Genomic DNA, 26,397 nt, shown 5'->3' with positions numbered 1-26,397 from the left:
CGTGGTAATGCAGCCCGTGACGCTCTGCGTCACATCCAGAAGCGGAACGCGGAGCGTCCCTGGCGGCATTCCCACGCGGAGCGTGAGGAACGATCGATGCCTGTGGGAGCGGCCGGCAGGTTATCGGCCTCTCACTTTTTCAACGCATCATGGGCCTCCAGCGCGCGCAGGGAGTAGATGTACGCCGCGCCCGCGTTCAGGGACACCGCGGTGGCCAGGGTGGCGGCGATTTCTTCGCGGGTGGCGCCGGCCTTGATGGCGGCGTCGGTGTGTACGCCGATGCAACCGTCACAGCGCGTGGTGATGGCGACGGCGATGGAGATCAGCTCACGGGTCTTGGCATCGAGCACGTCGTTTTCAGCCGCGGCTTCGTCCAGGGCCATGTAGGCCTTGACCATCTTCGGATTGCTTTTGCCCAGGGCGCCAAAGGCACTTTTGATGGTGGGCAGCAGTTCGGACCAGTTATTGAACATTGCATTGACTCCTGTGAGGGGGACGGGGTGTTGAACCCTTGTAGTCTTGACCATCAATGACGATTGAGCTTGTTGGTAATGAAAAATTACACCCGCCAGAATCAGTGCGAGCTCCTCGCCGGTAATAGTTTCAGGGTCGCGCGGGTATTGGCCACCACTTCTTCCTCGGCCAGGTGCGCCTGGTGATAGACCCCTTCGATGTACGCCTCGGCCTGATCCTCGTAATGCTTGTCGAAGGGCACGCCGCTCTGGCCGACCGGATTGATGGTGACGCTATGGGCCGGATCGGCGAAGTCGATGATCCGCCGGGTAGAAGGACCATAGGTCACCGGCCAAGGGGCCGGACCGATTTTTGCCGATTGGTTGTTGGGCACTTCATGGGTGCCGGGGGCCGCAAACGGACCGACATTGAAGATCCGATCCAGCGGCTTTTGCAGACCCAGCGGATGACCATGGGTCAGGGTATGAGCCTTGCCCCACTGCCATTGCGTGGCATCGTCACCCAGGGTGGTCCGCAGGTGCGCCAGGCTTTTCTTCCAGGCAATGTTCACCGTGTCGGCACGGGTTTCCACGCCCAGCGTCGTGCGGTCATCCCACCACGGTGAATCCTTCGAGGCCGCCAGGCGTGGCAGGGCTGCGTCGATCACCCGGGTCGACAGGGCGGTTTCGAAGAAGCCGTCACCCAATTCATCGTGCAGGGCGGCGTCGGCCAGGTTGAACAGGAACTGGTTGAACAGCGTGGCGCTGATGGATTCCAGCGGGTAATCGCCTTGCCATTGGGCCAGTTGCTCCACCCATTTGCGCTCCTGCGGATCGCTGACCACCTCGCGCAACACCGGCAACAAAGGCGCGAGCAGGCGCGGGCCGTAGGCGGTGGTGGTGCCCAGTTGCAGCTTCTGGGTGGTTTCGATGTCCCACTTCGCTTGCTTGTCGCTGAGCTGGAGATTGAGTTGCTGGCCGCGGTCGGCGAGGTTGTAGTAACCGGGGATCTCGATGCCGCTGGCCGGCACCGGCTGGAAATTGGCCGAGACGATGTAGCCCCGCGCCGGGTTCTCTTCCTGCGGGTTGCTGCTGAACGGATAGAAACCTTCCTTTTCCGCCTCCGGGCTGCTGCCATCGAGAATGAAGCCGGGCTTCACGCCGACTGGCCGCTTGGGCAGTTGCGCGGCGGCCCACCAGCCGATGTCTCCCTTGGCGTTGGCCCACACCACGTTCAGCCCCGGCGCGTGGATCTTGGCCGCAGCGCCGCGAGCCTTGGTGAGGGTATCGGCGCGGTTGAGCTGGTAAAAGGCCTCGAGGATCGGGTTGCGGCTTTCCAGGAACCCCCACCACATTGCGACCGGGGTCTTGCCGGCGTTCGCGCCGAGGGCATCGTTGACGATCGGGCCATGGGGCGACTGGCGCAGCACCAGCGTCACCGGCGCCTGGCCCTTGACCGCGATCTGCTGCTCGCTGCGGGTCATGTCCACCCATTTGTCGCGATACCAGACCTGTTCGGGATTGTCCGGGTTGACCTTCTCGGCGATCAGGTCCAGGTCGTCGTTCTGGAACATGGTGATGCTCCAGCCAAAATCCCGGTTCATACCCAGCGTCGCGAAGGGCAGCAGCGCCTGGTATTGCCCGTAGAGATCGAACCCCGGGGCCGATAAGTGCGCCTCGTACCATACCGAAGGCGTGGAAAAACGGATGTGCGGGTCACCCGCCAGCAACGGCTTGCCGCTGTGGGTGCGGCTGCCGGAGACCGCCCAGGCATTGCTGCCCTCGAACTGCGGCAGGCCGTTATCAGCCAGGGCCTGCTCGCTCAGGCGGGCCAGGGCGTCGAGGTCTTTCCAGTCGGCGGCAGCCAGCGGCAGGCTGCCCTTGCGACCTTCGGCCAGCACGCCCTGAGGCTGCCAGTCGAGGTCGAAAATGTTCAGGTAGTTGGCACCCAGCACATCGCGCACGTAGGTCAGCAGGGGTTCGGTGCGAAAGGCGGCGGCGAAGCTGTAGGCCATGTAGCCGGTAATGCTCACGGTGTCTTCGGCGGTGAAGGGGCGCTTGGGAATGCCCAGCACATCGAATTCCACGGGACGGGTGTGGCTGTCCTGGTAGGCGTTGATCCCATCCAGATAGGCTTGCATGGCGAGCCAGGCGGGGGACTGTGGGTCCTGCTCGGTCACGTAGGCCGCGGCACGCTCGCGAATGCGCAGGCTGCGCATCAGCCTGTCGGTGTCGAGCAGTTTCGGCCCCAGCACCTCGGCCAGCTCACCACGGGCGAGGCGGCGCATGATCTCCATCTGAAACAGCCGATCCTGGGCATGGACATAACCGAGGGCGCGGTACAGGTCGGTTTCGTTCTCGGCGCGGATATGCGGCACACCGCGTTCGTCGTAGCGCACCGTCACCGAGCCATGCAGCCCTTGCAACTGCACCGTGCCTTGGCGGGTGGGCTGCTTGCTGTAGAGGTAGCCACCCGCGACGATGATCGCGGTGACGATCAATGACAGGAAGGCGATGAGGGTGCGTTTCATAAAGTCCGTTTTTCCTGAATGTCGGCGGTATCGATAAACAGTGTAGGGCATTGATCTCGAACAAGTAATAGTCAGTTATGTGATACGGCTCCTACTTGATTTAATTATGGCGTAAGACGCTTCCTTCATGTTTATAGGAAATGCGCTACAAGAATGCTGTTGCTGGATTTTGCGTGCGTGAACTATAAAAGAGGCATAGCGATATGTTTCGTTCAGGTGGCTGAGTGGTGCACAAGGTGCGTTTAGATTGTCTCGCATAATAGCTGTAGTAAATTTCCTACGATTAATGTGCGCTTCGGGTGGCGGTTCTGAATGAAAACTATTCTGCTGTGCGGCAACGGTTTAAGTGGCGAAGTGATTGCTGCAGTTAAAAGTTGCAAATATAAAGTTGCTTTGATATCGGGTTCGCTGGGAGATGTGCATTCATCAAATGAGTGAATAGAGATAGATCAGATGCACATTGGGATGAGGGCGTTATCTCTATTTTTAATGGGTTCCTAATATTCACAAATTACCCTCTTCGGGATTTGTTCACGGCGCTACACGAGAGCGGTAGGAAGATTCACATGATAGATGTCAAGAAAATACTGGAAAACGTCGAAGGAATGAAAGCCAATTTGCTGGCAAGGGGGATTGACTTTGATTTGGATCGCTTTATTTCACTATATGAGGACGTTAAGTCGCGAAAACAGAAATTGGAGGATCTGCAGCGTAGGTTAAACGCTATCTCCAAGATAAAAAAAGAGGACTCATTGAGAAAAAGCTCCCAATTGGAGTTGTCCGAAGCATCCTCTTTGAAGGGAGATATTATAAGTGCTAAGGAATACTATAATTCGAGCTTGCAGGAATTTACTCTGCTTTCGCGACAGCTACCAAATTGGACATCTCCCGATGTGCCTGTGGGGAGGGATGACGAAGATAATTTAACGCTTCGGGTTAAGGGTATCATTCCTGAGTTTGAGTTTTCTCCCAAGGATCACGTTCAGTTAGGAAAAGAACTCGACTTGATTGATTTTGAATCGGGAACAAAAGTATCCGGTTCAAAATTTTACTTTTTGAAAAATCAAGCGGTATTTTTGCAGCATGCACTTAAGGCGTTTATTTTTAATAAGGCGCTGAAGGCTGGGTTTACGCCGTTGCAGACACCAGATATCTCCCATAATCACATATTGGAGGGAGTTGGTTTTGCTCCAAGAGGCGACGAAAGTAATACCTATGGGCTTGATGGGCTTGATAAAAGTCTTATTGCTACAGCTGAAATATGTGTTGCAGGTATGCACGCCGGAACCATTATTGATGGCTCTAACCTCCCTTTGCTGTATATCGCAGAGAGTCATTGTTTTAGAAGGGAGGCCGGCGCCTCCGGTAGGTCAAGTAAGGGATTGTATAGGGTCCACCAGTTTGAAAAGCTGGAGTTTTTTGTAATATGTAAGCCAGAAGATGGTGATAAGTATCATGAAATAATACTCGCTTTGCAGGAGGAGATTTATAGTGAGCTGGGCATTCCCTATAAGGTTGTCGTAAATTGCACTGGTGACTTAGGTGCGCCCGCCTATAAAAAATATGATATTGAAGCATGGATGCCTGGTAAGGGCGTTGCAGGAGAGTATGGTGAGATCACTTCGGCCAGTAATTGCACGGACTATCAAGCTCGACGATTAGATATAAAGTACAAGGATCCCGTTTCAAAAAATAATCAGTATGTCTATACGCTAAATGGAACTGCGTCGGCGCTAGGTAGGACCATGGTTGCTATTTTAGAGAATTATCAGAGAGCTGATGGTTCGGTAGAAGTACCTGAGCCTTTGAGACGACACCTTGATTTTGATCAAATTGTTTTAACATCAAGTCCTCATAAGATATAGCTCCGAACTGGAGTGAACCCGCTATTTTTTCGGTAGGTTCACTCAAATTTTACGACGGCAGATGTTGTTATGGGTGGTAGGGGCTTCCTCTACAATGTGCTAGACGATGTATTGATGACTCGTGATGACTATATAGTCGCTCCGCGGGTAGGAGTTCAAGCTGTCAAAAGTTCTGTGCTGGGCGGTGTACGAAGTAATGACCCAAATACCGCATGGCACAAGCCAATGAAACCCTCGCGCACAACTTCTCGCGAGTTTGTCGAAGCGCGTAACAATGCGGCGGTTTTCCACATTTGTGGGGCTCAAGTGAGTTCCGGCAGATTTCGTACAGGGCATAGTGGCCGATCTCCGAGTCTCGGTTCGATCCATGAACGAGAGATTATTTGGGCGTCATTGGAATCAAATTGCCTCACGTCGAAGCGCTAATGCGGCAGGGCAGGATGTATTACCAGAAACGGCCGCAGCGGCAGAACCTCTGCGACCGGTGTTGGAGGGCGGCTGGAGGCCGATGAGCCGATTCACCCAGGCGGTGGCTCGGCGGTTTTGTCAGGGTTTGGTGCTGGGTGCTGCCTCGATAGACGGCCCGCCCTGGGGCCTCGCTTCGCCTCGCTCTGCCAGTTGAATGTCATCGCCGGAGGCTTTTTTGGGCCGCGGTGCCAGGCTTTGGGCCCATTCGGTACCCAGGTTAAGCCCCGCGATAGCGGTTTGCGGAACGACCTGGGTAAGGCCGCGGGTCACGTGGTAGGTATTTTCCAGGTCGCGCCGCCAGCCTTCCGGCTGGGTGTGGGGCAGGCCGTCTCGGTTTGGATTTGTCACGTTCTGCAGCGGTACGTTTGCTCGCTTGGTCAGGTCGTCTTTGCCGCTCAGCGCCTTGTTTTCGAGCGGTGCCGCCACACTGTTGGCGAAGAACGGAAGCAGCGTCAGGCCGGAGGAGAAGAAGGTTGTGACAATCTGCTCCATTTTTTCCCGCACTTCCGGGTTTTCACCCACCGCGGCTGCGTCGCCCACGGCTGTACGCATGGCGACCCCTTCGCCTACGCCAACGATCCGGTTGGCGAGGTCGCTGACGTTGGCCATGCTGATCGGGTTGAGCTTTCCTGTCGCTTCGGAAAACGCCTTGGGTAACAGTTCGCCCCAGTTGCGGTTTTCCTTGGTCACCCGGTAGGTGGGAATCTCCTCATCACCGTGGGTTTGCGCATATTTCGCCACTGCCTGGCCCCCCGCCATGAAGGTGCCGCCTACTGCTGAGGCCGTTGTGCGGGCGATGATGCCGCCGGCATTTACCGAGGTGAATTGATCAATGGTATCGCGCACGGCATGGGCGGCACCGAAGGCGAGGTAGCCGGTGAAGTCACCACTCATGGTGCCAAAGTTGTTCGCGTTCTGTTTGAGCTTGAAGTCGTTGCGCTTTTGCTCCTGTGTGAGGTCGAGGGCATCGCGTCCAGCGTTCTCGACCCGACGTCCGTCCTGGGTGACGACTTGCAGGGCCTTGGGATAGACCGACATTGGATCGACTTTTTCCAGGCCGGCGCCGATGGTCTTGTCGACGACGACCTGGACGAATGGGCGGATGCCGTCGCTGATCACCTTGTGGGCGGCGCCTAGGACAGTCGAGGTCGCCGCGACATGCTTGCCGTAGGAGGCGTCCGCCATTTTTTCATCAATCGACGCTGTGATCGCGCCAAAGTGGCCCGCAGACGCCACGCCCTGCGGGATCCCCGCCCCGGCGAACACCGCCAGGCCGGTTACAAAGCCGCTTTTGGTCTTGAGGTCGGCGACATAGTCCTGGCGTGCGACGTTCTTCAGTGCGGTGTCCAGCACCTCGTTTTTCTTCGTCGCCGTTGCCAGTTCGCTTGGCGTGTTCGGCTTGTCGTCATCGGTCTTGAGCAACTCGCCAAGCTCCCCCTGGACCTCGAGCAACTGATCCAGTTGATCTTTCGCCTGGTCGCGTTCGGGTTGGGAAAGGCTCTCGTTGGTCGCTGCACTCTGCGCGTGCTCGATTCGGCTTTCCATGAAGGTATTCAAGCGCGTGGGCATGTCTTGCGTCAGGGCTTGCATGACACCCTTGGCATAACCGCGGAAGGCTTCATGGCTATTTTTCAGCAGTTGGCGATCGTTCCCTTCCGGGGTTTTATCAATGACTTCCTGGCACAACGAATGATAGGCGCCAAGGGTATTACCCATGCGCTCGCAGTGTTTGTCCCAGACCGCCTTGAAACCGCCGTCCTCTTTCCGATCGTCCTCATTCTTGGCCAGGTACTCGTTGAAGTCCTTGACGAATGCCTCGGTTTCTTCGTGGCCCGACAGCATCGGGTGTGGCGTGCCGCCGAGTGCGGCGAGATGCTTCTGTACATCTTGATAACTTGTGCCTGGCGCATAGCCCAATACCTTGCCTTCCAGGCTCATATGCTCACGTGCGTAGCCGATGGGGTCGCTCTCAGGGTTTTTCTTGCCGAGGCTGTTGACCAGTCCTGTCAGGCGCTGTTGCCTGGTTCTGAGTGTTTGCTGGGTCTTGTCGGTCGCCTGTCCTTCGAAGTGATAAGGCACCAGGGGATTGGTGGAGGGACGAACCTGCCCGGACAGGCTGGTTCCCACCGGCGTGATCCGATCGTCCTGCTGGTGCAACGCCGCCGAGCTGGTGCTTCGTCCTACTGATAAATCTGGCATGTCGCGTTCTCCTAGATTGACAGGGCGCTGTTGAGCCCGGTGCTACGGGGGGTGGGTTTGTGCTGGGTGGTCTTGGCGGTGTCGTTTGGGCTGGCACCGTCGAAGAAGTAGCCATCGCGCCAAATCAGCGCCATGTCGGCGGCACCGCCCATCAGCCCGAGCAGGCGCTCGGCCGTGAGGGTTTCCAGGGGGACGTGGCCGATCAGGATCACCTGTTCGCTGTCGCGGTTGTAAGACAGGGAAGGGCAGAACGCGCCGCTCAGCAGGTACAGGTTGGTTTCCAGCAGCCGTTGCAGGACCGCTTCCCGATTCGCCACCGGCAATGGCCCGAAGCTGCAGTAGATAAAGACGTCTCCCTCACCCACGCCAGGGGTGTGCTTCAGGGAAAAGTCCACATCCTTGACCGACAGGTTCGCCTGCTCGTAGAACGCTGCCGGGGTAGGAATCATTGTGAGTTCGCAGAGCTGATCGATCAGCTTGCAATAGATGGGTGACGCCATGAGTGACCTCGCATTGTCATCCAGGCGCCGACGAGCGCCTGCTGCCCATGGTGAGTGACAGCTGCGGCATTTCGGTTCCAACCGAGCCCCTGCTGCCCGATGACGGCGTGCCGGACGAGCCGCGTGGAACCGCTGCCTTGCGATCTGCCACCCAATGGCGCCACCTCACTCAAGGTTGACCGCCCATGCCTCGATCAATTGCACTTTTGCCGGCCCTTCGCTTCGTCCCCAAAGGGTTGTCCATGCTGGCCATGGGGACCTTGCTGTATGGCTGCCAGCACCTCGAACCGCAGTTGACCATCGGTGATCCGTTCGCCAACGAGCCTTACCGCTCGCAACTGCGCTGGCTTGAGCCGGCGCCTACGGACACGATCATCCAGATCGGCGAGTCATCCCCGCAAAGCGGCGGCAGCCTGTGGACGCGCATGCGCCAGGGGTTTTCCTTGCAGGCCAAGACCCAGGGTGTGGCGCGTATCGATGAGCAACGTCGCTGGCTGATGGATCGCCCGGCTTTTCTCACCCAGACCGGGCGTGCCGGCAGCCGTTACTTGCATTTCATCGTGGGTGAACTGAACAAGCGCAACATGCCGCTGGAACTGGCGCTGCTGCCAGCCATCGAGAGCGGGTTCAATCCGAACGCCCAATCGCCGGCCCAGGCCCTGGGCCTCTGGCAATTCATTCCCGCCACGGGGCGCCGCTATCAATTGCAGCAGCGGGGCGACTATGACGAGCGCCGGGACATTCCGTCATCGACGCGGGCCGCCCTGGATTATCTGTCCTACCTGCACGATTACTTCGACGGCGACTGGCTGCTGGCGCTGGCCGCCTACAACGCCGGGGAAGGGCGCGTACGCGACGCCATCACGCGCAATCGCGCCCGCGGCCTGGCGACCAACTATTGGAACTTGTCGTTGCCCGGCGAGACCCAGAACTATGTGCCGCGGTTGCTGGCGCTGTCGCAACTGGTGAATGCGCCCGCCGACTATGGTGTGAGCCTGGCGCCCATCGCCGACCAGCCGTATTTCCAGATGGTCGCCTTGGCGCAGCCGGTGGATCTGGCGCACCTGGCGCAGTTGTCCGGTGTTCATGAACGAGAATTGCGCATGCTCAACCCTGCCGCGCGCGGCAGGGCCAGGGGGCGCCTGCTGATGCCCCTGGACGCATCGCGCAGGTTGCTGGCCCAACCGGACATGATCGCCAAGGCCGCGCTGCCCCGCGTGGCCGGTAGCGAAGAACAAGTGGTTGCCTCACCCGATACCGGCACGGCCGAGCCGCAGGTGGCGGAGGTGGTAGTGCCGCCAGGGGTGTGAGCCGGTGGCTTCCAAAAGCGGAACGCGAAGCGTCCCTGGCGGCATTCCCACGCGGAGCGTGAGGAACGATCTTCCATATCCCCCCAACTTGCTTGTTCCCACGCTCCTGCGTGGGCATGCATCCGGTGACGCTCTGCGTCACCTTTCAGAAGCGGGACGCGGAGCGTCCCTGGCGGCATTCCCACGCGGAGCGTGGGGAACGATCTTCCACGACCCCCGCGATCCGATCGTTCCCACGCTCTGCGTGGTAATGCATCCCGTGACGCTCTGCGTCACCTCCAGAAGCGGAACGCGGAGCGTCCCCGGCGGCATTCCCACGCGGAGCGTGGGGAACGATCTTCCACGACCCCCGCGATCCGATCGTTCCCACGCTCTGCGTGGTAATGCATCCCGTGACGCTCTGCGTCACCTCCAGAAGCGGAACGCGGAGCGTCCCCGGCGGCATTCCCACGCGGAGCGTGGGGAACGATCTTCCACAGCCTCCGCGACCCGATCGTTCCCACGCTCTGCGTGGTAATACATCCCGTGACGTTCTGCGTCACACTCCAGAAGCGGAACGCGGAGCGTCCCTGGCGGCGTTCCCACGCGGAGCGTGAGGAACGATCTTCCACCGCCGCCGCGACCCGATCGTTTGCTCGTTCCCACGCTCCTGCGTGGGAATGCATCCGGTGACGCTCTGCGTCACCTTTCAGAAGCGGAACGCGGAGCGTCCCTGGCGGCGTTCCCACGCGGAGCGTGAGGAACGATCTTCCACCGCCGCCGCGACCCGATCGTTTGCTCGTTCCCACGCTCCTGCGTGGGGATGCATCCCGTGACGCTCTGCGTCACCTCCAGAAGCGGAACGCGGAGCGTCCCCGGCGGCATTCCCACGCGGAGCGTGGGGAACGATCTTCCACAGCCTCCGCGACCCGATCGTTCCCACGCTCTGCGTGGTAATACATCCCGTGACGTTCTGCGTCACACTCCAGAAGCGGAACGCGGAGCGTCCCTGGCGGCGTTCCCACGCGGAGCGTGGGGAACGATCTTCCGCAGCCCGATCTTTCGCTTAAGTGAATAGCATCGAGCCGATCGTCCAGGGTCTACAGGCAGCCTATCGCGACATTGGCCAAGCCGCGCGCGCGTGGGTCCATCAAGACGTAGGAACCAATGGTGTTGCAGGCGAAGCCGAACGCCACGCCGCGTTCAGGGTCGGCAAACCCGATGGTGCCACCGGCGCCCATATGGCCGAACGCCTCGTTGCCCATGCCATAACTGCCGTTCGCCACGTCCGGCTGGTTGAGCATGATGCCCAGGCCGAAACGCGTTGGGGTCTGGATGGTCGGGTCGTATTCGGCGCTGTGCTCGCGCAACATTTCGTTGAGCAGCGGTGACTCCAGCAGGTGCCCGTCGAGCAGGCCTGCGTAGAACGCCGCCAGGCTGCGGGCATTGCCGTGTCCGTTGGCCGCTGGTTGGGTCATGCGTTTCCAGCCCGCCTCGTTACTGCGTCCCAGCACCATGGGCGGGTTGGCGAAGGCCAGCGCGCTCATGGCGGTCGGCTCGTTGAGCACGTCCTTCAACACCCGGCCAAACGCTTCGTCGTCGATCTCGTCTTTGGTGCGCGCCATGTAGGCACAGCGGGCGATGGTCGCGTCGTCCAGGCCGAGGTGAAAGTCCAGCCCGAGCGGCACCGCCACGCGTTGGTGAATGCTTTGCGCCGGCGTCAGGCCATCCACCCGGCGTAGCAGTTCGCCGAGGATCCAGCCGAACAGCAAGGGTGAATAGGTCTGCTGTTCCCCAGCCGCGGCCCAGGGAGTTTCCTCGGCGATCAGGTCGGTCATGGTGTCCCAGTCGTAGAGGGTTTCCGGTGTCAGGGGCGTGCGCAGCGCAGGCAGCCCGGCACGGTGGCAAAGCACCTGGCGCAGGGTGATCGACGCTTTGCCGGCGTTGGCGAAGGCCGGCCAGTAGTGGCAGACCGGCGCGTCCAGGTCCAGGCTTCCTTCGCCGACCAGCTGCATGATCGCCACCGCCGTGAAGGGCTTGGTGCAGGAAAACAGATTGAGCAGCGTGTCGCGCTGCCAATGGCTGTCCGGCTCTGGCCCGGCAGTGCCGGCCCACAGGTCGATAACGGTTTCGCCGTCAATCTGGATGCAAAGGGCGGCGCCGCGTTCGAAGGGGCTTTGCATCAGCCGGATAAATGCCTCTTTGACCGGTTCGAAACGAGTGTCGCATTGGCCATGGATAGCAAGTGCACGCGTCATGTCAGCTTCTCGCAGGGGTTGGTGTTCCCCCTTGAGTGACCGTGGCCGTGCAAACGGTTCACCAGCAGGTAACCCTCCACAGGGATCTTTTTTGGCGCGCCCAGCCACTCAGGAGCAACGATTCATGCCCCTGGAGAGTGTTCATGGCTTACGAGCGTACCCTTGATTTGAATAGCGACGCCTTTCGTGGCGAGGCTTATCGGCATTATGCGGCGCTGCGCCAGGCGTCCCCGGTGTTCCTCAGCCAGGCCGAAGGGCAGTTGCCGATGTGGTACGTCATCGGTGCGCGGGAAGTCGAGGAGGTGCTGCTGGACAACGAGCGCTTCGCCCGTGACCCGTCGCGGATCGATGCGCAGTTCGCCGCGATGCTCGGCGGCGAACAATCCATCGCGTTTCTTAACGACCACATGCTCAACCGCGATGGCGACAGTCATCGCCGCTTACGTCGCCTGGTCAACAAGGCCTTCACCTTGAAGGCGGTGAATGCCCTGCGGCCGCGTATCGAACAGATCGCCGAGACGTTGCTGGAACCCGTGTGGTCGAGCGGCCAAATGGACGTGGTGAGCCAATATGCATTCCCGTTATCGATCACTGTCATCGCCGAATTGCTTGGTGTCCCCGCACAAGATCGTGACGATTTCCGCCGCTGGTCCCACATGATCGTCCAGCAGGTGGGGCATGACCTGAGCGAGTTGCAGCGTTGCTACAACGAATTCGCGGGCTACATGCTCGCGTTGATCGACCAGCGTCGAGCACAGCCGGGCGATGACCTGGTTTCGGCGCTGGCGCAGGTCGAGGAAGAGGGCAGCATGCTCAGCCAGAGTGAGCTGTGCAGCATGATCGCGCTGCTGATCATCGCCGGGCACGAAACGTCGGCATCGATGATCGGCAATGCGGTTCACATGCTCGTGCAGCACCTGAAGGTGCTGGCGCAATTGCGTGACGAGCCGGCGTTAATGCCTGGCGCGGTCGAGGAGTTTCTTCGCTATGACTCGTCGGTGGAACGGGCCATGGTCCGCTTCGTTACCCGGGACACCGAGCTGGCCGGACAACGCTTGCTACGCGGGCAACTGCTGATTGCGGTGGTGGGCTCGGCCAATCGTGACGAAACGCTGTGTGCAAATCCTGACACGCTCGACATCGCCCGACCGGCCTGCCCGCACATGTCGTTCGGCAAAGGCACGCACTATTGCCTGGGCGCCTCGTTGGCCCGGCAGGAACTGGAAATCGCCTTGAACACACTTCTTCGGTTTTGCCCTGGGCTGCAATTGGCGGTCGATCCCGGTGCCGTACGCTGGCGCTACGTGCCCAACTTCAGGGGGCCGGAGGCGTTGCCGGTGTGTTGGTCGGTGGATGGATCACCGAGGTCTTGATGAAAAGGGGGCTGCTGCGCAGCCCAGCGGGAGCAAGCCCCCTCGCCACGGGTTTATCGACTGAACAGCAGGGGCTGCGGGGGCTGTGCAAAAAATGGCATCGGCTCGAATGAGCGCAGGCCCATGCCTTGGAAAGAGGCGGCTCGCCCGACGTCCAGCCGGACGAGCCGTGGACTCACGCCAGGCTGGCCTCCTCATTTTGCGCTGGCGCTGAAAGGGAGATGGATGCCGTGTCGCCTGGCGTCAGGTGCAGTCCATAGAGCACGACGTCCGCACGGTTATCAGCGAACCGGGCAATCCCTGGGAAGCGTCCCCATTGGGTCGCGCCGAGCCCTTGTACGCCGCGTTTGCTGGCCTCGTTGTGCTCGATGATCCAGGCCACCAGCGTCTCGAAACCATACTGCCTGGCCAACACCACCGCAGCTTGGCCAAGGCGGATGCCGACGCCGCTGCCGATGTGGTCGCTGCGTACGTAGATCGACACTTCACCGGTCAATCGGCAGGCCTGGGCTCCCCAACAGAAGCGGTTGACGATCAACCAGGCGACGACTTCGCCAGCGCGTTCGAGCACGTAGATCGGATCACCCTCCTTGACGAAACAGTCGACGAAAAACGTCATTTCCTTCAGGGAAAACGCTCTGAGCACGGGGGAGCTGGTACCTCCCAGAGCGCTTTCGTTGAAGATATCTGTCATCACCGGCAAGTCGTCGGGGGTGTAGCGGCGCACGCCGCGTGGCAGGTCGGGCCGGCTGTTCAAGCGATTGTGGGTCATGGCCGGGCTTCTCCATAGACGCTTCGTTTGAGTTGTTCACGCGCGCGAAACAACCTTGAGCGCACCGTACCAATGGGGACGCCCAGCCGCTCGGCGGCATCGCGGTAGCTGCTCTCGGTGTCCACGGCGGTCCACAGGGTATCGCGCATGTCCTTGGGCAACTCGTCCATGGCTAACAGCGTGCGGTCCAACAGCCGACGGTTGTCGCACAGTTCACTCAGGTCAATGTCGTCACTGCACTCGTTGAACTCGCTCTCATCGAACGTGCTCAGCGGCGGCTGCGCATAGAAGCGGCGGAAGTGGTTGCGGATCAGGTTGAGGGCGATGCCACACAACCAAGTGTCCTGCTTTGCCAGCCCTTTGAACTTCTGCTGGTTGCGCCAGGCCTCCAGGTACGTGAGCTGGATGATGTCGTCGGCGTCGTCTTGATTGAGTACACGTTTTTGCACAAACAGACGCAGCTTGCGTTCCTCGCCGAAGCAGATGCCTGGCGCACCCGTGGGCGCCGGGGAGGTTTGCGGGGGGGCCATGAGATTCAGGCTGTTCATCAATAAATCCCTCTGAGTAGGTTCCATAGCGCCGATCAAAATGTCGACGTTTCCCCCGTCAGCAGGACCTGTGCCAAGCCGAATTAATGATTTATCTGTCTGATAATTAAGTGTTTTTTACTAGTGCTTTTGCTCTATTTGTGCAAGGGCATGCACAGCCGTCCCAAGCGCCATTGCATGAAATTGCACCGAGCGAACGCTCGGGCAGGAAACCCTTGCGAAGCAGTCAGAAGGGACCATGGCCGCTGATGGAACTGAATGCTGGATAGCCGCCACCCACTGAGCGTCCGAAACCACGCTCACGGCCATCATGAAAGTAGAAGCCCCGACAAATGCGCATATTGCCGCCAACCTTGCCCAGGCCGCTTCGGCCGTCGTGGGCATCGGCAAGGCTGTCGAATCGTTTCAGGCCGTTCAGTCCAATTCGATGGAGGAGGTCGGCATGACCTTCAGCCATCATGTGGAGCGCAATACCAAGGCGCTGAGCCAGCGGCGCATCCGCAATGCCCGCAGCGAGGTGGGCCAGGTGCGCGTCGAGACGCGCGAGCAGTTGGAGGAGTGGTACGACCAACTCGGCCACCCAGGCAAGCAAAGCCTGGGGGCGATGGCCGCCCAGGCGGGTTTGTTGTTATGTGGCGAGCCGGTGCTTGAAGAGGTGGTGCAGTCCACCGGTGGTGACCCGGCCCGTACCGACCTGATCCTGCAGCAAGCCTTGCGCGAGGCTGAAGTTCAAGGTCGTCTCGTCGAAGCCCAGCGCGCTCGCGACTACCTGCAACTATTGCGCGAGCGTTATGGCGCGCAGATCCAGGCGGGCATGAACATCGCCGAGGCCTTGCGCGCTGCGGGCGGCGATCCCGAACTGCGCCAGGCGGTACGGCGGCTCTATTACGACACCGTGGTGCTCAAGCAATCGTTGCCCACCATGATGCAGGCGTTGCTTGGCCTGTTCGGCGAGGCGGCCTTCGTGCCGGGGCTGGATATGATGCGCCGGGCACTGGCTGACGACATCGCGGCGCACACACCGTCACGTCCTACCGCCCTGTTGCGCACGTTGTTGATCGGCCTGGCCGCCTCGACGCAACTGGGCAGTGTCCTGCACAGCTGCCGCCGTTTGCTCGAGCAACTGGCCTGCAGTTGCCCGGCCAGCCAGCTCACGGCGGTGCTGTTGCTCCAACGCATGCTGGGGTTTGTCAGCAGTGGCCTGTCGGCGGCGGAAGTACGGCGTATCGGGCGTGAACTGGGTGGAGAAGAGGAGCGGGACCAACTGGTCTCCCTGAACGGCCTGTACCCCTTGCTCAAGCGTTTGCCGCTACCCCTCTGGCGGGATAGCAAAAGCCGACAGACCGCGCTGAAGAACCTGTTGGTGCTGCTCGATGAGCGTTCCCGTGGCGAGCCCCGAAGCCAGACCGCTGCCCCGGTGATTGGAGCACGCTCATGATCGCCCTGTTGAACAAAGTCGCCAACGAAGCGGTGCGGCGCATCGAGGTGGTCGGGGCGTTCGTGGTGCTCGGCATCGTGTTCATGCTGATCCTGCCCTTGCCGACCTCGGTGGTCGATGCGCTGATCGCGATCAACATCTGCATCTCCTGCCTGCTGATCGTGCTCTCGCTGTACCTGCCGCGACCGTTGGCGTTTTCCTCGTTTCCGGCGGTGCTGCTGCTGACCACGCTGTTCCGGCTGGCGTTGTCGGTGGCGACCACCCGGTTGATCCTGCTCCAGGGCGACGCCGGCCATATCGTCCAGGCGTTCGGCGATTTCGTAGTGGGGGGCAACCTGGCGGTCGGGTTGGTCATCTTCCTCATCCTGACGGTGGTCAACTTCCTGGTGATCACCAAGGGCTCGGAGCGGGTCGCCGAAGTGGCGGCGCGGTTCACCCTGGACGCGCTGCCGGGCAAGCAGATGTCCATCGACAGCGACCTGCGCGCCAACCTGATCGATGTCAGCGAAGCCCGGCGGCGTCGCGAGGAATTGAACAAGGAAAGCCAGCTGTTCGGTGCGATGGACGGGGCGATGAAGTTCGTCAAGGGCGATGCCATCGCGGGTTTGGTGATCGTGGTGATCAACCTCATCGGCGGCTTTTCGGTCGGCATGATGCAGCATGACATGGGCGCATCCGAATCGATGCACTTGTACGCCGTGTTGACCATCGGTGACGGTCTGATCGCGCAGATTCCGGCCCTGCTGATTTCTCTTACTGCGGGCATGATCATCACCCGCGTGTCGCCGCAAGGGGAGCCGGCGGGCAGTAGCGTCGGCAAGGAAATCGCCCAGCAGTTGACCGCCGAACCCAAGGCCTGGGTGATCGCTTCGGTGGGAATGCTCGGCTTCGCGGCCTTGCCCGGCATGCCCACGCTGGTGTTCATCGTCATCGCCTTGATCACCGGCACCGCCGGCATCGTCCAGCTCTACTCGCGCGCCCGGCTGGCCCGCCAGGGCGACCAGCCAGCGGAGGTCGTGGCCCCGGCACAGAACGGCGCCGAAGACCTGCGCAGCTTCGACCCGACCCGTGCCTATCTTCTGCAGTTTTCCAAAGCCATGGAAGGCAACGCGGCCGCCGAGGAGGCCATCCAGGCGATCCGCAAAAAGCGTAACGCGCTGGTGGCCGGCTTTGGCCTGACCCTGCCGCCCTTCGAGATCGAATACAGCGCGCTGCTGGAAGACGACGAGTTCCGCTTCTGCGTGCACGAGGTGCCGATGTTGCGGGCAACTTTCGGAGAGCGCGTGGCCGTGGCGCGCGGGCCGCTGCCGTTGGAACCGCGCGACGGGCAGGTCGGCAGCGAGGTGCGCGACGAGCAGCAGTGGCTCTGGCTGACGCCTGACGATCCGCTGCTGGCGGATGAACGCGTGGAAGCGGTGTCGGCCGCCGAGTTGCTGGTGGATCGGATGAGCCGCGCGATGTTTGCCACGGGCCCACAATTCTTGGGGCTTCAGGAGAGCAAGTCGATTCTCAGTTGGCTCGAAGCGGGCCAGCCAGAGTTGGTGCAGGAACTGCAGCGGACCATGCCATTGGCCCGTTTCGCCGCCGTGCTCCAGCGTTTGGCCGGCGAAGGTGTCCCGCTGCGCGCGGTGCGGCTGATCGCCGAGTCCTTGATCGAGCACGGGCAGCACGAGCGCGACGTCGGTGCGCTGACCGACTACGCGCGCATCGCGCTGAAGTCGCAGATCTATCACCAGTACCGCGACGAAGACGGTCTGCACGTGTGGCTGTTGACGCCGGAAACCGAAGGCCTGTTGCGCGATGCGCTGCGCCAGACCCAGACGGAAACCTTTTTTGCCCTGGAAAGCCTGCATACCCGCGCCTTGGTCATGCAGTTGCGCGAAGGCTTCCCGTTGCGCGCCAAGCGCGTGGCCGTGCTGTTGGTGGCGCAAGACCTGCGGGCTCCGCTACGCGATTTGTTGCGCGACGAATTCAATCACGTGCCCGTGCTCGCCTTCAGCGAGTTGCACAGCAACGCCCAGGTCACCGTGTTGGGGCGCTTTGACCTCGAGCAGGAAAAACTACGGATGGAGGATGCCGCGTGACGGGCTTGTCTTGGCACGCCAGCAGCGGTGCCTCCACGTAACGATGCAAATCCAGGTGCGTTCGATGGCCTGGCTGTGACAGAGGACGGGGGCCGCCGGTGCCCCGTCGTACAACCGGATCGTGGGCGAGCGTCTGTCGCCCCTTGAGGAATTGACCATGTTCGAACTGCGAGTCTTGAGTGGTCTGCACCGAGGTGCGGCGTTGCCGCTGGTTGGCGAGCAATGGGTGGTCGGGGCGGCGGAGGAGGCCGATCTGGCGCTATACGATCCGGGCATCTGTGGGCGTCACGTGGGCCTGCGGCAGGTGCAGGGCCAGTGGCTACTGGAACGGCTGGAGGGCACGGTTTGCGATGGACAGGGCCAGCCCTGGGCCGCGACCGAGCCCTTGCAGAGCAATGCTCCGTTTGCCGTGGCAGGCGTCTGGCTGTGCCTGGCCCCGGCTGATCAGCCCTGGCCCGAAGAGGCGGCGCTGGATGACGCTGCGCATCTGGCGATGGACCGGGAAACCCCGAAGCCCGCCGTGCGGCCGTCGTGGCCCAAGCGCCTGGCCATTGCCGCGGCGGTGATCACCGTCGCCTCCAGCGCTTGGGCCTTTACCAGCCAGCCGGCGCAGACTGTGGCACGCAGCCCGGCCCAGCAGCTCAAGCAGACCAAGGTGGCCTTGGACAATGTCGAGGCGGTCCGCCTGGAGCTGGATCGCATGTTGCAGGAGCGCGATTTGGGCGCCGGTGTGCGGGTCGAGAGCCAGGACGACCGGCTGGTCCTGGTGGGTGAGTTGCCGCGCCCGCGCCTGGCGATGGTCGAACGACTGATCGAGCGCTTCCACGAGCGCTACGAAACGCCGATCGGGATCACGGCCAACGTCAAGGAACGGCTGACGAAGCTGCCGTTTCAGATCGCCCAGATCGTGGGCGGCAAGCACGGTCACGTGGTCACCGCCGATGGCCGTCGGTTGTTCCTGGGCGACCAGATCGATGGCCTGCGCCTGACTGCCATCGACAGCGGTAAAGTCACCTTCGAGGGCGACCAACGCTACGAGGTCACCTGGTGATGACGCAGGCGGCCATCGCGCGACTGGAGGCCTGGGAGGCCGGGCAATTGGCGCACTTGCGTCGTTTCGCGCCGGTCATGGTGCGCGGACGGGTGCAGCGGGTCAGCGGCATCTTGCTGCAGTGCCGGCTGCCGGGGGCGCAGATCGGCGACCTCTGCCGGGTCGAGCGCGACGCCCGCGAGCCGCTGCTCGCCGAAATTGTCGGCTTCGACCAGCACGATGCCTTGCTCAGCGCCTTGGGCGGGCTGGAGGGCGTCCGGGTCGGTGCGGCGGTGGAGCCGCTGGGCATGCCGCATCGGGTGTGCGTGGGGCCGCAGTTGTTGGGCCAGGTGCTGGATGGATTCGGCCGGCCGCTGGTGGATGGCGGCGCGGGAGCCTTCGCCGGTGCGCATGTGCCGAATGCGTCGCAGGTGATTGGCGAGGCCCCGGCGCCCACCGCACGACCGCGCATCCAACGGCCCTTGATGACCGGCGTACGGGCCATCGACGGCCCGCTGACGCTCGGCGAAGGCCAGCGTGTGGGGCTGTTCGCCGGCGCCGGTTGTGGCAAGACCACACTGTTGGCGGAGATTGCCCGGAACGTTGACTGCGATGTCATCGTGTTCGGCCTGATCGGCGAGCGTGGGCGTGAACTGCGTGAATTCCTCGACCATGAGCTGGATGATGAACTGCGTGCCCGTGCGGTGCTGGTGTGCGCCACCTCCGATCGCTCCAGCATGGAACGCGCCCGCGCAGCGTTCACCGCGACGGCATTGGCCGAGGGTTTTCGTGCCCGGGGCCAACGCGTGCTGCTGCTCATCGACTCGCTGACCCGCTTCGCCCGGGCCCAGCGTGAGATCGGCCTGGCCGCCGGCGAGCCGTTGGGGCGTGGCGGCCTGCCGCCGTCGGTCTACAGCCTGCTGCCGCGCCTGGTCGAACGGGCCGGGCTGACCAATGAGGGCGCTATCACCGCGTTTTATACGGTGCTCATCGAGCAGGATTCCATGAACGATCCCGTGGCGGATGAAGTACGTTCGCTGCTCGACGGTCACATCGTGCTGTCACGCAAGCTCGCGGAGCGCGGCCACTACCCGGCAATCGATGTGCTGGCCAGCCTGTCGCGAATCTTGGCCAATGTGGCCGAGGCGGAGCACCTGCGGGCGGGCATCAATCTGCGTCGGTTGTTGTCGGCCTATGAGCAAATCGAACTGATGTTGCGCCTGGGCGAATACCAGGCTGGCGCCGACCCCTTGACCGACCTGGCGGTGGAGTCGCGTGGCGCCCTGGACGCCTTCCTGCGCCAGGACCTGCGTGAGCCGGAGCAGTTTGCTTCCACGCTCGCCCATCTGCAGCAGTTGACCGCCTATGTCCCGGGTTGATCTGGACGCCCTGGCGCCGATACGCCGCCACCGCGAAGCGCAAGCCGAGCGGGCGTGGCGCCAGCAGCGCGAGCTTTTGCGTGAGCGCGAAGCCGCGGTTGCCGCCGCGCGCGCGCAGATGCAGGCGACCCGTGAGCAACAGGCGGTGCAGCGCGAGGCGTTGTACGGCGAGCACCGTGGCCGAGCGTTGAGCGTGTGCGAACTGAATGCCTGGAGTACCCAGGAACGTCGCTTGATTGGCGAACTGGCCGAGCAAGCGCGGGCAGTGCAGGCGCTGGACGATGAACAGGCGCAGCAGGCCCGGCACACGGCCGCTGCCCAGCAGCGGCTACAAGGGCGCCGGCGAGATCTGGAAAAGCTCAGCGCAATGATGGAGTACCTGGTGGAGCCCCCCAGCGATGAATGAGCACAGCGTGCGCGGTGGGCCGACACCGCACGGCAATCCCCCGGCGGCCCCCGTTCGGCATCCGCCTCGAGCGTACGAGCAACCGCCTGCCCAGGTGAGTCGGGCAAGCCGTCCGGTGGAGCGTGAGTCCGCCCCTGCCAGCGGACGCGACCCGGACCTGACGGCAGGCAGCAGTGACGGTTACTGGTTTCGTCAGTGGGTCGATGCGCCACGGGGCGGCGCGCAGGATGACAGCGCCGGCACCGGTTCGCTGTCGGGCCTGGTGAACCTTTCGAGCGGCGAAGAGGAGGCGTTTGTCGACCAGCTCACGCCACGCTTGCGCGCCACCCTCGACCAGCAATTGGACCTGCTACTGCATCTGCCCAATCTGGGCCGCATCAAGGTCTCCGCCCGGCGGCCAGGCGGGGCGTGCGGGTGGGACATCGGCCTGAGCAGCGAAAGTGCAGACGTACAGACGCGGCTGTCGAGTCGATCCGGTCGTCTCGAAGAGGCGCTGACCCAAAGCCTGGGCCAGCCGGTCAGCGTGCGCGTAGCGCGGGAAGAAGAGGTTGGCGCGACATGACAGTCCATGCATTGGTGCTGCCGACGGTGGGCAGCGAAGACGCCACCGCCCGGCGACTATTGGGAATTGGCGTCCGGTTGCCCTTCGAGGTGGCGGGCGAGACGGGCCTGCTGGAACTGACTCCGGGCGGCGTTGCGGCTGGGAGCACGCCGTGTGTGCTGGCGTGTGCCCATGGTGTCTTTACCTTGGACGAGCCCGGCGCGGTGCTTAGCCTGTTCGGTGAATGCCCGGTGGTCCTGCCTGCCGAACCCGGACCGGATGACACGTGGTTCTGGTCGCTGTTCCAGCAAACCCTGAGCGAGCCCCTGCGCCAGGCCTTCGGTTTTATCAAACCAGCGGCCGAACCCGCGGTGCAGGGCATTGCCTGCCGACTCGACGTGAGGGTGGGCACGGCCCGCGTCACGAGCCATCTGGAAATGACCGGTGCGACCTTGCTGGGGCTGCTTCGCACCGATCCCTGGCAACGGCGAGCCGCGCCAAGGATCGAGGGCTTTGCGCTGCGTGTCCCGTTGGAACTGGGACACCTGGCGCTGGCCGCCGGGCAGGTGGCGACGTTGCGCCCCGGTGATGTGTTGGTGCCGCAAACCGCTTTGTTCGATTCATCCGGCCAAGGGCTGATTCGCCTGGGCCGGCATTGTTTGCAGGTGCGGGTACACAGCCGTGCCGCGCCGTTGCGCCTGACCTTGCTCGCTCTGGAGGAGACCGTTATGAGCACCACCGCCGACACCGACATCCTGACGCCGGACTGGGACGATAGCACCGGCTATGAACCGGACGCCCAAACTGGCGAGGCGACTGAGCACCCGCTGTCGGCCTATGCCGCTGAAACCGAGGAGGCACCGATGACGGAGCCGGTCGCTGCCGATCTCCCCGAGCGTTTCGACGACCTGCCGCTGGCGCTGACGATACGCTGCGGTCATTTGCACCTGACCTTGGGCGAGCTGCGCAATCTGGCGCCCGGCGCGGTGCTGCAAGTGCCAGGTGTGGCACCGGGGACAGCGGCGCTGTTCTATGGCGAACGGGCTCTGGCCCAGGGCGAGCTGGTCGAGGTCGATGGCCGATTGGGTCTGCAAATCGCTCGCGTGGATGTGGCTGGATGAGCTTCCAGGGGGTCGACCCCTTTCTGCTGGCGCTGTTCATTGGTGGGATTTCGTTGGTCCCCCTGCTGCTGATTATCTGCAGCGCCTTTCTCAAGATAGCCATCGTGTTGACGATCACCCGTAACGCCATCGGCGTGCAGCAGGTGCCACCCAATATGGCCCTGTATGCCATTGCCCTGGCCGCGACGCTGTTCATCATGGCGCCGGTGGGCCACAACATCGCCGAACAACTGAAGGAACAGCCGCTGGATTTCAGCAGCACCGAGGCGTTGCAAGGTTCTGCGCTGAACGCGGTAAAACCGTTGCAGGCTTTCATGTCGCGCAACACCAACCCGGACATCCTCGCCCACCTGCTGGAAAACACCCAGCGAATGTGGCCCAAGGAGCGCGCCGAGCAGGCCAGCCGCGACGACCTGATGCTGCTCATTCCGGCCTTCATGCTGTCGGAGCTCGAGGCCGGTTTCCAGATGGGATTCCTGATCTATATCCCGTTCATTGTCATCGACCTGATCGTGTCCAACCTGCTGCTGGCACTCGGCATGCAGATGGTCGCGCCCATGACCATTTCGTTGCCGCTCAAGCTGCTGATTTTTGTCCTCGTGCAGGGCTGGACGCAATTGCTCGACAGCCTCTTCTATTCCTATCTTTGAGGACGTGCGATGGACGCGCTGACGTTGTTTAAGGAAGGCATGCTGCTGGTGGTCCTGCTCTGCGCACCGCCCTTGATCGTTGCGGTGATCGTCGGTGTGCTGACGTCCCTGGTGCAGGCCTTGATGCAGATCCAGGACCAGACCTTGCCCTTCGGCATCAAGCTGGTGGCGGTCGGGCTGACCTTGCTGGTGACGGGCCGCTGGATCGGTGTGGAGTTGCTTGGACTGTTGCGTCGGGCATTCGAAATGATGGCCAACACCTGATGACGGCCCAGGCTTTCGTCCCGTATTTCGACTTGCTGCTGTCGATCGCGCTCGGCATGGCGCGGATTTACCCGGTCGCTTACCTGGTCCCGGTGTTTTGCTTCCAGCACCTGCGAGGCTTGCCGCGCCATGCCGTTGTGTTTGCCCTGGGCATGTTGCCGGCGCCCGGTATTCGCCAGGCGCTGATCGATGCCCAGGTCAATTGGTTGTCGCTGGCCGGGTTGATGTTCAAGGAGCTGGTGCTGGGCTTCTTGCTCGGGGTGCTGCTGGCGATGCCGTTCTGGTTGTACGAATCGGTGGGCGCCTTGCTGGACAACCAGCGCGGTGCGCTCATCGGTGGCCAGTTGAATCCGGCGCTCGGCACCGACACCACGCCCCTGGGCCTCTTGTTCAAGGAGATGACGATCTTGCTGCTGGTCACCACCCTGGGCATTGGCACGTTGACCCAGGTGATCTGGGACAGCTACCTGGTGTGGTCGCCCACCGTTTGGTTTCCATTGCCTGGCGCGGATGGCTTCGGCGTGTTTCTCGGGCTGCTCGCCGAAATGTTCATGCACATGATGCTCTACGCGGCGCCCTTTATCGGCTTGCTGTTGCTGGTGGAGTTCAGCCTGGCGCTGCTCAGCCTGTATAGCCCGCAATTGCAGGTGTTCGTCCTCGCCATGCCGGCCAAGAGTCTGATTGGCCTGGGCTTCCTGCTGTTCTACCTGCCCACGCTGTGGGACGCGATGACTGGCCGTCTTGGTCGCTATGGCGAAATCCGGCATCTGCTTCACCTGTTGTTGCAGGCGCCCTGAAGGAGGGCTTCGCCCATGAGCGAAGACAGTGGCGAAAAGACCAAGCGGGCGACGCCGAAGAAGATTCGCGACGCGCGCAACAAAGGCCAGGTCGGCCAAAGCCAGGACTTGAGCAGCCTGCTGGTGCTTGCGGCGATCACCGAAGTGGCATTGACCCAGGCCGACGACAGCATGCAGGCCTTGGGGGACATGGTGGCATTCCCGCTGCATCGGCTGGATGTCGACTTCGTGCGTGCCTTCGAGGAAACCTTGGCCCACGCCGGTGGCGTGCTGCTCAACTTCACCTTGATGACCGTAGGGTTGGCGATCGTCACGCGCCTGGTGGCCGGTTGGATACAGTTCGGTTTCCTGTTCGCCCCCGAGGCCCTTCAGCCGGACCCGAACCGCTTGAACCCGATGAACCAGGCCAAACAGATGTTCTCCGGCCAGGCGCTGATCAACCTGTTCATGGGGCTGGTCAAGGCCGTGTTTATCGGCACCGTGATTTATCTGGTGACCCTGCCGGCACTCGGGTCGCTGATCAGCCTGGTCAACGGCGACCTGCACAGCTATTGGCGCGGGCTGGCCAGCCTGTTTCGGCACATCATGCACATTTGCCTGGGTGTATTGCTGGTGCTGGCGATCCTCGACTTCGGCCTGCAGAAATATTTCTTCGCCAAGCGCCTGCGCATGAGCGAGGAGGAAGTGCGCAAGGAGTTCAAGGAAATGGAAGGCGACCCCCACGTAAAAATGCATCGCCGCAGCCTGGCCCGGCAATTGGTCGACCAGCCCGTCAACAAAGAGACCAAGCCGGTGGAAGACGCCGACATGCTGGTGGTCAACCCCACCCACTTTGCCGTCGCGCTGTTGTATCGTCCCGAGGAAACGCCGCTGCCGCAGTTGATCGTCAAAGGTGTCGATGCCGAGGCCCGGGCGTTGATCGAGCGGGCCAAGGCGGCCCGGGTTCCGGTCATCCAGTGCATCTGGCTGGCGCGCACGATCTATCGTGAAGACGTCGGCGGCTACATCCCCCGGGAAACGCTCCAGGCGGTCGCCCATATTTATCGGGTGTTGCGCGAACTGGATGACGAGGCCAAGGGCGAGGTCATCGAGATACCGGAATTGAACCAGCGTTGAGGTCGATGGAACCGATGCATACGCGGTTGCCACTCAGGGAGTGAGCCAGGCTCGTCCGCAGGATGCGGCCTGCCGACAGTGCCCACCACACAGACCATCGACTCGTGGAGGATTCCCATGCCCGAACCCAGTTCCCTGACGAGCCCCTTAAGGGGCACAGGTGCCCTGCACGGCACCGACAGCTTATCGCCATCGCGCTCCCCCTCGCTGAGCCAGCGACCCCGTGAGGCGCAGCAGCGCGAAGGTACCCAAAGCCTGCATGGCCGGGGCCGTTCCTCCTCGACGCCACCGGCAATGCATCAGCGTGGCCGCCCTCGAGCGCGGGACGCCAACCACGCGGCGCCGTCGAATGACACGCAACCGCTGAATGACACGCAAACGTCCAGTCCCGCTTCGGAATCTCGCACGCCGGACTCTTTCATGCGCGAGATGGAAACCCGTCAAAAGCAGTTGATGGAAAAGCAGTTCGAGATGCAGATGGGGATGGAAGAGCGCCAGAGCACCATGATGCTCATTAAAAGCTCCGCCGACATGGCCAAGTTGATGAGCGATACGGTGACGGAGGTCACCAAGGGCTTCATGGACAGTGCAAGGAAAGTCATGCAGGAGGGTGGCGAGGCGATGAAGCTTCGATAAAGCGATGAGCCCACATAAAGCGGCGCAGGAGCTGTCGAGTGCAACGAGGCTGCGATCTTTTCAATGACACTTGAATTTCAAGCGAAAGATCGCAGGCTTCGCCAACTTCTACAGGGTTAGCCCAGTCGGGTGCGGTTGGTGTTGAGCGAGGCCGGACGAGGGCTGCCCGGCGGTGCAGGCACCGCCAAGCGCGCCCGAATGTCGCCGACCTGGGCGACGAAACCGACGATCCAATGGCAGAACCGCGCCTCGTCGAGCATCGCCAGTGGACAATGGGCACACAAGCGAACGCTGCCCTTATCGTCCAGGGCCAGCCAGCTGCCGCCGAGCAGATCCAATCGAAAATTGAGTTCCAGCAGCCGCTTGTGCAAGCCGGGCGCGTGGGCAGGTACATCGATGGCGCTATGGAGGATGGCGACATCGCCGTGATCGGGCAACTCGATGACCACGGCTTCGCGGTTGCTCGCGTCATACAACGCGCACACGCCACCTTCCAACTGCAAGTGCGCATGCAAATGTTCCGCGAGGGCCGAGATCAAGCGCTGGGCAAGCGGTGCGACGGTCATGGAAAACCTCTCTCGATACAAAAGATTTCATGAGTCATTGTGGCGAGGGGATTTATCCCCGTTGGGCTGCGTAGCAGCCCTGAAACCCGCCACCGTGGTGTATCAGATTGATGT

General features: G+C 61.9%; 24 protein-coding genes. 16 read left to right on the top strand and 8 right to left on the bottom strand.

Annotated elements, in window-relative coordinates; all coding sequences use genetic code 11:
• Positions 1-131: 131 nt before the first annotated feature.
• Together BT116_RS28560 and BT116_RS28555 are read right to left on the bottom strand one after the other, a co-directional pair.
• A complete protein-coding gene (locus BT116_RS28560) occupies positions 132-473 on the bottom strand; it encodes a carboxymuconolactone decarboxylase family protein (RefSeq protein ID WP_003206631.1) in 342 nt (113 codons plus the stop codon).
• A gap of 101 nt (positions 474-574) precedes the next feature.
• Positions 575-2,983: a penicillin acylase family protein gene (locus BT116_RS28555; protein WP_072348964.1), complete on the bottom strand. Its 2,409-nt coding sequence runs from the start codon at positions 2,981-2,983 to the stop codon at positions 575-577.
• 312 nt (positions 2,984-3,295) lie between these two features.
• Here BT116_RS28555 and BT116_RS31555 point away from each other — a divergent pair, with 312 nt between their 5' ends.
• The gene (locus tag BT116_RS31555) at positions 3,296-3,421 is read left to right on the top strand and encodes a hypothetical protein (protein WP_256572615.1); all 126 of its coding nucleotides are present in this window, start codon (positions 3,296-3,298) and stop codon (positions 3,419-3,421) included.
• 128 nt (positions 3,422-3,549) lie between these two features.
• Positions 3,550-4,848, top strand: a complete 1,299-nt coding sequence (gene serS / locus BT116_RS28550) for a serine--tRNA ligase (protein ID WP_072348962.1) — start codon at positions 3,550-3,552, stop codon at positions 4,846-4,848.
• A 546-nt stretch (positions 4,849-5,394) separates the two neighbouring features.
• On the opposite strand, the gene BT116_RS28545 is transcribed toward serS, so the two are convergent.
• On the bottom strand, positions 5,395-7,515 hold the full coding sequence (locus BT116_RS28545; protein WP_072348960.1) for a type III effector: 2,121 nt from the start codon (positions 7,513-7,515) through the stop codon (positions 5,395-5,397).
• 11 nt (positions 7,516-7,526) lie between these two features.
• Positions 7,527-8,015, bottom strand: coding sequence for a type III secretion system chaperone family protein (locus tag BT116_RS28540; protein WP_063323906.1), 489 nt, complete (start codon positions 8,013-8,015; stop codon positions 7,527-7,529).
• 185 nt (positions 8,016-8,200) lie between these two features.
• On the opposite strand from BT116_RS28540, the gene BT116_RS28535 reads away from it, so the two are divergent.
• Positions 8,201-9,325 carry a transglycosylase SLT domain-containing protein gene (locus tag BT116_RS28535; protein ID WP_083569205.1) on the top strand — a complete coding sequence of 375 codons (1,125 nt, stop codon included), beginning with the start codon at positions 8,201-8,203 and terminating at the stop codon, positions 9,323-9,325.
• A gap of 1,079 nt (positions 9,326-10,404) precedes the next feature.
• On the opposite strand, the gene BT116_RS28530 is transcribed toward BT116_RS28535, so the two are convergent.
• Complete coding sequence (locus BT116_RS28530; RefSeq protein ID WP_072348956.1) at positions 10,405-11,562, bottom strand: serine hydrolase domain-containing protein; 1,158 nt, start codon at positions 11,560-11,562, stop codon at positions 10,405-10,407.
• A gap of 143 nt (positions 11,563-11,705) precedes the next feature.
• Between BT116_RS28530 and BT116_RS28525 the strand changes: the two genes are divergently transcribed.
• On the top strand, positions 11,706-12,935 hold the full coding sequence (locus BT116_RS28525) for a cytochrome P450 family protein (RefSeq protein WP_072348954.1): 1,230 nt from the start codon (positions 11,706-11,708) through the stop codon (positions 12,933-12,935).
• A 175-nt stretch (positions 12,936-13,110) separates the two neighbouring features.
• Here BT116_RS28525 and BT116_RS28520 read toward each other — a convergent pair whose 3' ends face one another.
• Positions 13,111-13,707, bottom strand: a complete 597-nt coding sequence (locus BT116_RS28520; RefSeq protein ID WP_063323910.1) for a GNAT family N-acetyltransferase — start codon at positions 13,705-13,707, stop codon at positions 13,111-13,113.
• A complete protein-coding gene (locus BT116_RS28515; RefSeq protein ID WP_072348953.1) occupies positions 13,704-14,255 on the bottom strand; it encodes an RNA polymerase sigma factor in 552 nt (183 codons plus the stop codon). Before BT116_RS28515 ends, BT116_RS28520 begins: the two co-directional genes overlap by 4 nt.
• Before the next feature lie 310 nt (positions 14,256-14,565).
• Here BT116_RS28515 and BT116_RS28510 point away from each other — a divergent pair, with 310 nt between their 5' ends.
• The 12 genes from BT116_RS28510 (at position 14,566) to BT116_RS31170 (ending at position 25,717) form a co-directional block, all read left to right on the top strand.
• The gene (locus BT116_RS28510; protein ID WP_072348951.1) at positions 14,566-15,693 is read left to right on the top strand and encodes a TyeA family type III secretion system gatekeeper subunit; all 1,128 of its coding nucleotides are present in this window, start codon (positions 14,566-14,568) and stop codon (positions 15,691-15,693) included.
• The gene (sctV, locus tag BT116_RS28505) at positions 15,690-17,777 is read left to right on the top strand and encodes a type III secretion system export apparatus subunit SctV (protein ID WP_072348950.1); all 2,088 of its coding nucleotides are present in this window, start codon (positions 15,690-15,692) and stop codon (positions 17,775-17,777) included. The genes BT116_RS28510 and sctV overlap by 4 nt, the downstream gene beginning before the upstream one ends.
• A gap of 157 nt (positions 17,778-17,934) precedes the next feature.
• Complete coding sequence (locus BT116_RS28500; protein WP_072348949.1) at positions 17,935-18,828, top strand: FHA domain-containing protein; 894 nt, start codon at positions 17,935-17,937, stop codon at positions 18,826-18,828.
• Positions 18,828-20,186 carry a FliI/YscN family ATPase gene (locus tag BT116_RS28495; protein WP_072348948.1) on the top strand — a complete coding sequence of 453 codons (1,359 nt, stop codon included), beginning with the start codon at positions 18,828-18,830 and terminating at the stop codon, positions 20,184-20,186. The genes BT116_RS28500 and BT116_RS28495 overlap by 1 nt, the downstream gene beginning before the upstream one ends.
• Positions 20,173-20,592 (top strand): type III secretion protein, encoded by a 420-nt coding sequence (locus BT116_RS28490; RefSeq protein ID WP_072348947.1) that lies wholly within the window; start codon positions 20,173-20,175, stop codon positions 20,590-20,592. The genes BT116_RS28495 and BT116_RS28490 overlap by 14 nt, the downstream gene beginning before the upstream one ends.
• Positions 20,585-21,154, top strand: a complete 570-nt coding sequence (locus BT116_RS28485) for a type III secretion protein (RefSeq protein ID WP_256572614.1) — start codon at positions 20,585-20,587, stop codon at positions 21,152-21,154. The genes BT116_RS28490 and BT116_RS28485 overlap by 8 nt, the downstream gene beginning before the upstream one ends.
• The gene (sctQ, locus tag BT116_RS28480) at positions 21,151-22,254 is read left to right on the top strand and encodes a type III secretion system cytoplasmic ring protein SctQ (RefSeq protein ID WP_072348946.1); all 1,104 of its coding nucleotides are present in this window, start codon (positions 21,151-21,153) and stop codon (positions 22,252-22,254) included. The genes BT116_RS28485 and sctQ overlap by 4 nt, the downstream gene beginning before the upstream one ends.
• Positions 22,251-22,904 (top strand): type III secretion system export apparatus subunit SctR, encoded by a 654-nt coding sequence (sctR, locus tag BT116_RS28475; protein ID WP_063323918.1) that lies wholly within the window; start codon positions 22,251-22,253, stop codon positions 22,902-22,904. The genes sctQ and sctR overlap by 4 nt, the downstream gene beginning before the upstream one ends.
• Positions 22,905-22,913: 9 nt before the next feature.
• Positions 22,914-23,168 (top strand): type III secretion system export apparatus subunit SctS, encoded by a 255-nt coding sequence (gene sctS / locus BT116_RS28470; RefSeq protein ID WP_072348944.1) that lies wholly within the window; start codon positions 22,914-22,916, stop codon positions 23,166-23,168.
• Positions 23,168-23,965: a type III secretion system export apparatus subunit SctT gene (gene sctT, locus BT116_RS28465; protein ID WP_063323919.1), complete on the top strand. Its 798-nt coding sequence runs from the start codon at positions 23,168-23,170 to the stop codon at positions 23,963-23,965. The genes sctS and sctT overlap by 1 nt, the downstream gene beginning before the upstream one ends.
• Positions 23,966-23,980: 15 nt before the next feature.
• Entirely contained in the window at positions 23,981-25,081 is a 1,101-nt protein-coding gene (sctU, locus tag BT116_RS28460) for a type III secretion system export apparatus subunit SctU (RefSeq protein ID WP_063323920.1), read from the top strand.
• Positions 25,082-25,198: 117 nt separating this feature from the next.
• Positions 25,199-25,717: a type III effector gene (locus tag BT116_RS31170; RefSeq protein WP_170846014.1), complete on the top strand. Its 519-nt coding sequence runs from the start codon at positions 25,199-25,201 to the stop codon at positions 25,715-25,717.
• Positions 25,718-25,833: 116 nt separating this feature from the next.
• Here the strand turns inward: BT116_RS31170 and BT116_RS28450 are convergent, their stop codons facing one another.
• Positions 25,834-26,283, bottom strand: coding sequence for a type III secretion system chaperone (locus tag BT116_RS28450; protein ID WP_072348942.1), 450 nt, complete (start codon positions 26,281-26,283; stop codon positions 25,834-25,836).
• Positions 26,284-26,397: the final 114 nt, after the last annotated feature.

The organism is Pseudomonas sp. NFACC16-2 (assembly GCF_900119205.1).
Lineage (GTDB): Bacteria > Pseudomonadota > Gammaproteobacteria > Pseudomonadales > Pseudomonadaceae > Aquipseudomonas > Aquipseudomonas fluorescens_Q.
Note: the sequence above shows the minus strand (reverse complement) of the source record. Positions and strands in the feature narration are given on the sequence as shown.

Coding starts and splice junctions, on each gene's coding strand:
- BT116_RS28450 (WP_072348942.1), bottom strand. CDS start 26,283: ATGACCGTCGCACCGCTTGCCCAGCGCTTGATCTCGGCCCTCGCGGAA.
- sctS (WP_072348944.1), top strand. CDS start 22,914: ATGGACGCGCTGACGTTGTTTAAGGAAGGCATGCTGCTGGTGGTCCTG.
- BT116_RS28485 (WP_256572614.1), top strand. CDS start 20,585: ATGAATGAGCACAGCGTGCGCGGTGGGCCGACACCGCACGGCAATCCC.
- sctU (WP_063323920.1), top strand. CDS start 23,981: ATGAGCGAAGACAGTGGCGAAAAGACCAAGCGGGCGACGCCGAAGAAG.
- BT116_RS28500 (WP_072348949.1), top strand. CDS start 17,935: ATGTTCGAACTGCGAGTCTTGAGTGGTCTGCACCGAGGTGCGGCGTTG.
- sctR (WP_063323918.1), top strand. CDS start 22,251: ATGAGCTTCCAGGGGGTCGACCCCTTTCTGCTGGCGCTGTTCATTGGT.
- BT116_RS31555 (WP_256572615.1), top strand. CDS start 3,296: ATGAAAACTATTCTGCTGTGCGGCAACGGTTTAAGTGGCGAAGTGATT.
- serS (WP_072348962.1), top strand. CDS start 3,550: ATGATAGATGTCAAGAAAATACTGGAAAACGTCGAAGGAATGAAAGCC.
- sctV (WP_072348950.1), top strand. CDS start 15,690: ATGATCGCCCTGTTGAACAAAGTCGCCAACGAAGCGGTGCGGCGCATC.
- sctT (WP_063323919.1), top strand. CDS start 23,168: ATGACGGCCCAGGCTTTCGTCCCGTATTTCGACTTGCTGCTGTCGATC.
- BT116_RS28495 (WP_072348948.1), top strand. CDS start 18,828: ATGACGCAGGCGGCCATCGCGCGACTGGAGGCCTGGGAGGCCGGGCAA.
- BT116_RS28545 (WP_072348960.1), bottom strand. CDS start 7,515: ATGCCAGATTTATCAGTAGGACGAAGCACCAGCTCGGCGGCGTTGCAC.
- BT116_RS28515 (WP_072348953.1), bottom strand. CDS start 14,255: ATGAACAGCCTGAATCTCATGGCCCCCCCGCAAACCTCCCCGGCGCCC.
- BT116_RS28540 (WP_063323906.1), bottom strand. CDS start 8,015: ATGGCGTCACCCATCTATTGCAAGCTGATCGATCAGCTCTGCGAACTC.
- BT116_RS28530 (WP_072348956.1), bottom strand. CDS start 11,562: ATGACGCGTGCACTTGCTATCCATGGCCAATGCGACACTCGTTTCGAA.
- BT116_RS28560 (WP_003206631.1), bottom strand. CDS start 473: ATGTTCAATAACTGGTCCGAACTGCTGCCCACCATCAAAAGTGCCTTT.
- BT116_RS31170 (WP_170846014.1), top strand. CDS start 25,199: ATGCCCGAACCCAGTTCCCTGACGAGCCCCTTAAGGGGCACAGGTGCC.
- sctQ (WP_072348946.1), top strand. CDS start 21,151: ATGACAGTCCATGCATTGGTGCTGCCGACGGTGGGCAGCGAAGACGCC.
- BT116_RS28535 (WP_083569205.1), top strand. CDS start 8,201: ATGCCTCGATCAATTGCACTTTTGCCGGCCCTTCGCTTCGTCCCCAAA.
- BT116_RS28490 (WP_072348947.1), top strand. CDS start 20,173: ATGTCCCGGGTTGATCTGGACGCCCTGGCGCCGATACGCCGCCACCGC.
- BT116_RS28510 (WP_072348951.1), top strand. CDS start 14,566: ATGAAAGTAGAAGCCCCGACAAATGCGCATATTGCCGCCAACCTTGCC.
- BT116_RS28520 (WP_063323910.1), bottom strand. CDS start 13,707: ATGACCCACAATCGCTTGAACAGCCGGCCCGACCTGCCACGCGGCGTG.
- BT116_RS28555 (WP_072348964.1), bottom strand. CDS start 2,983: ATGAAACGCACCCTCATCGCCTTCCTGTCATTGATCGTCACCGCGATC.
- BT116_RS28525 (WP_072348954.1), top strand. CDS start 11,706: ATGGCTTACGAGCGTACCCTTGATTTGAATAGCGACGCCTTTCGTGGC.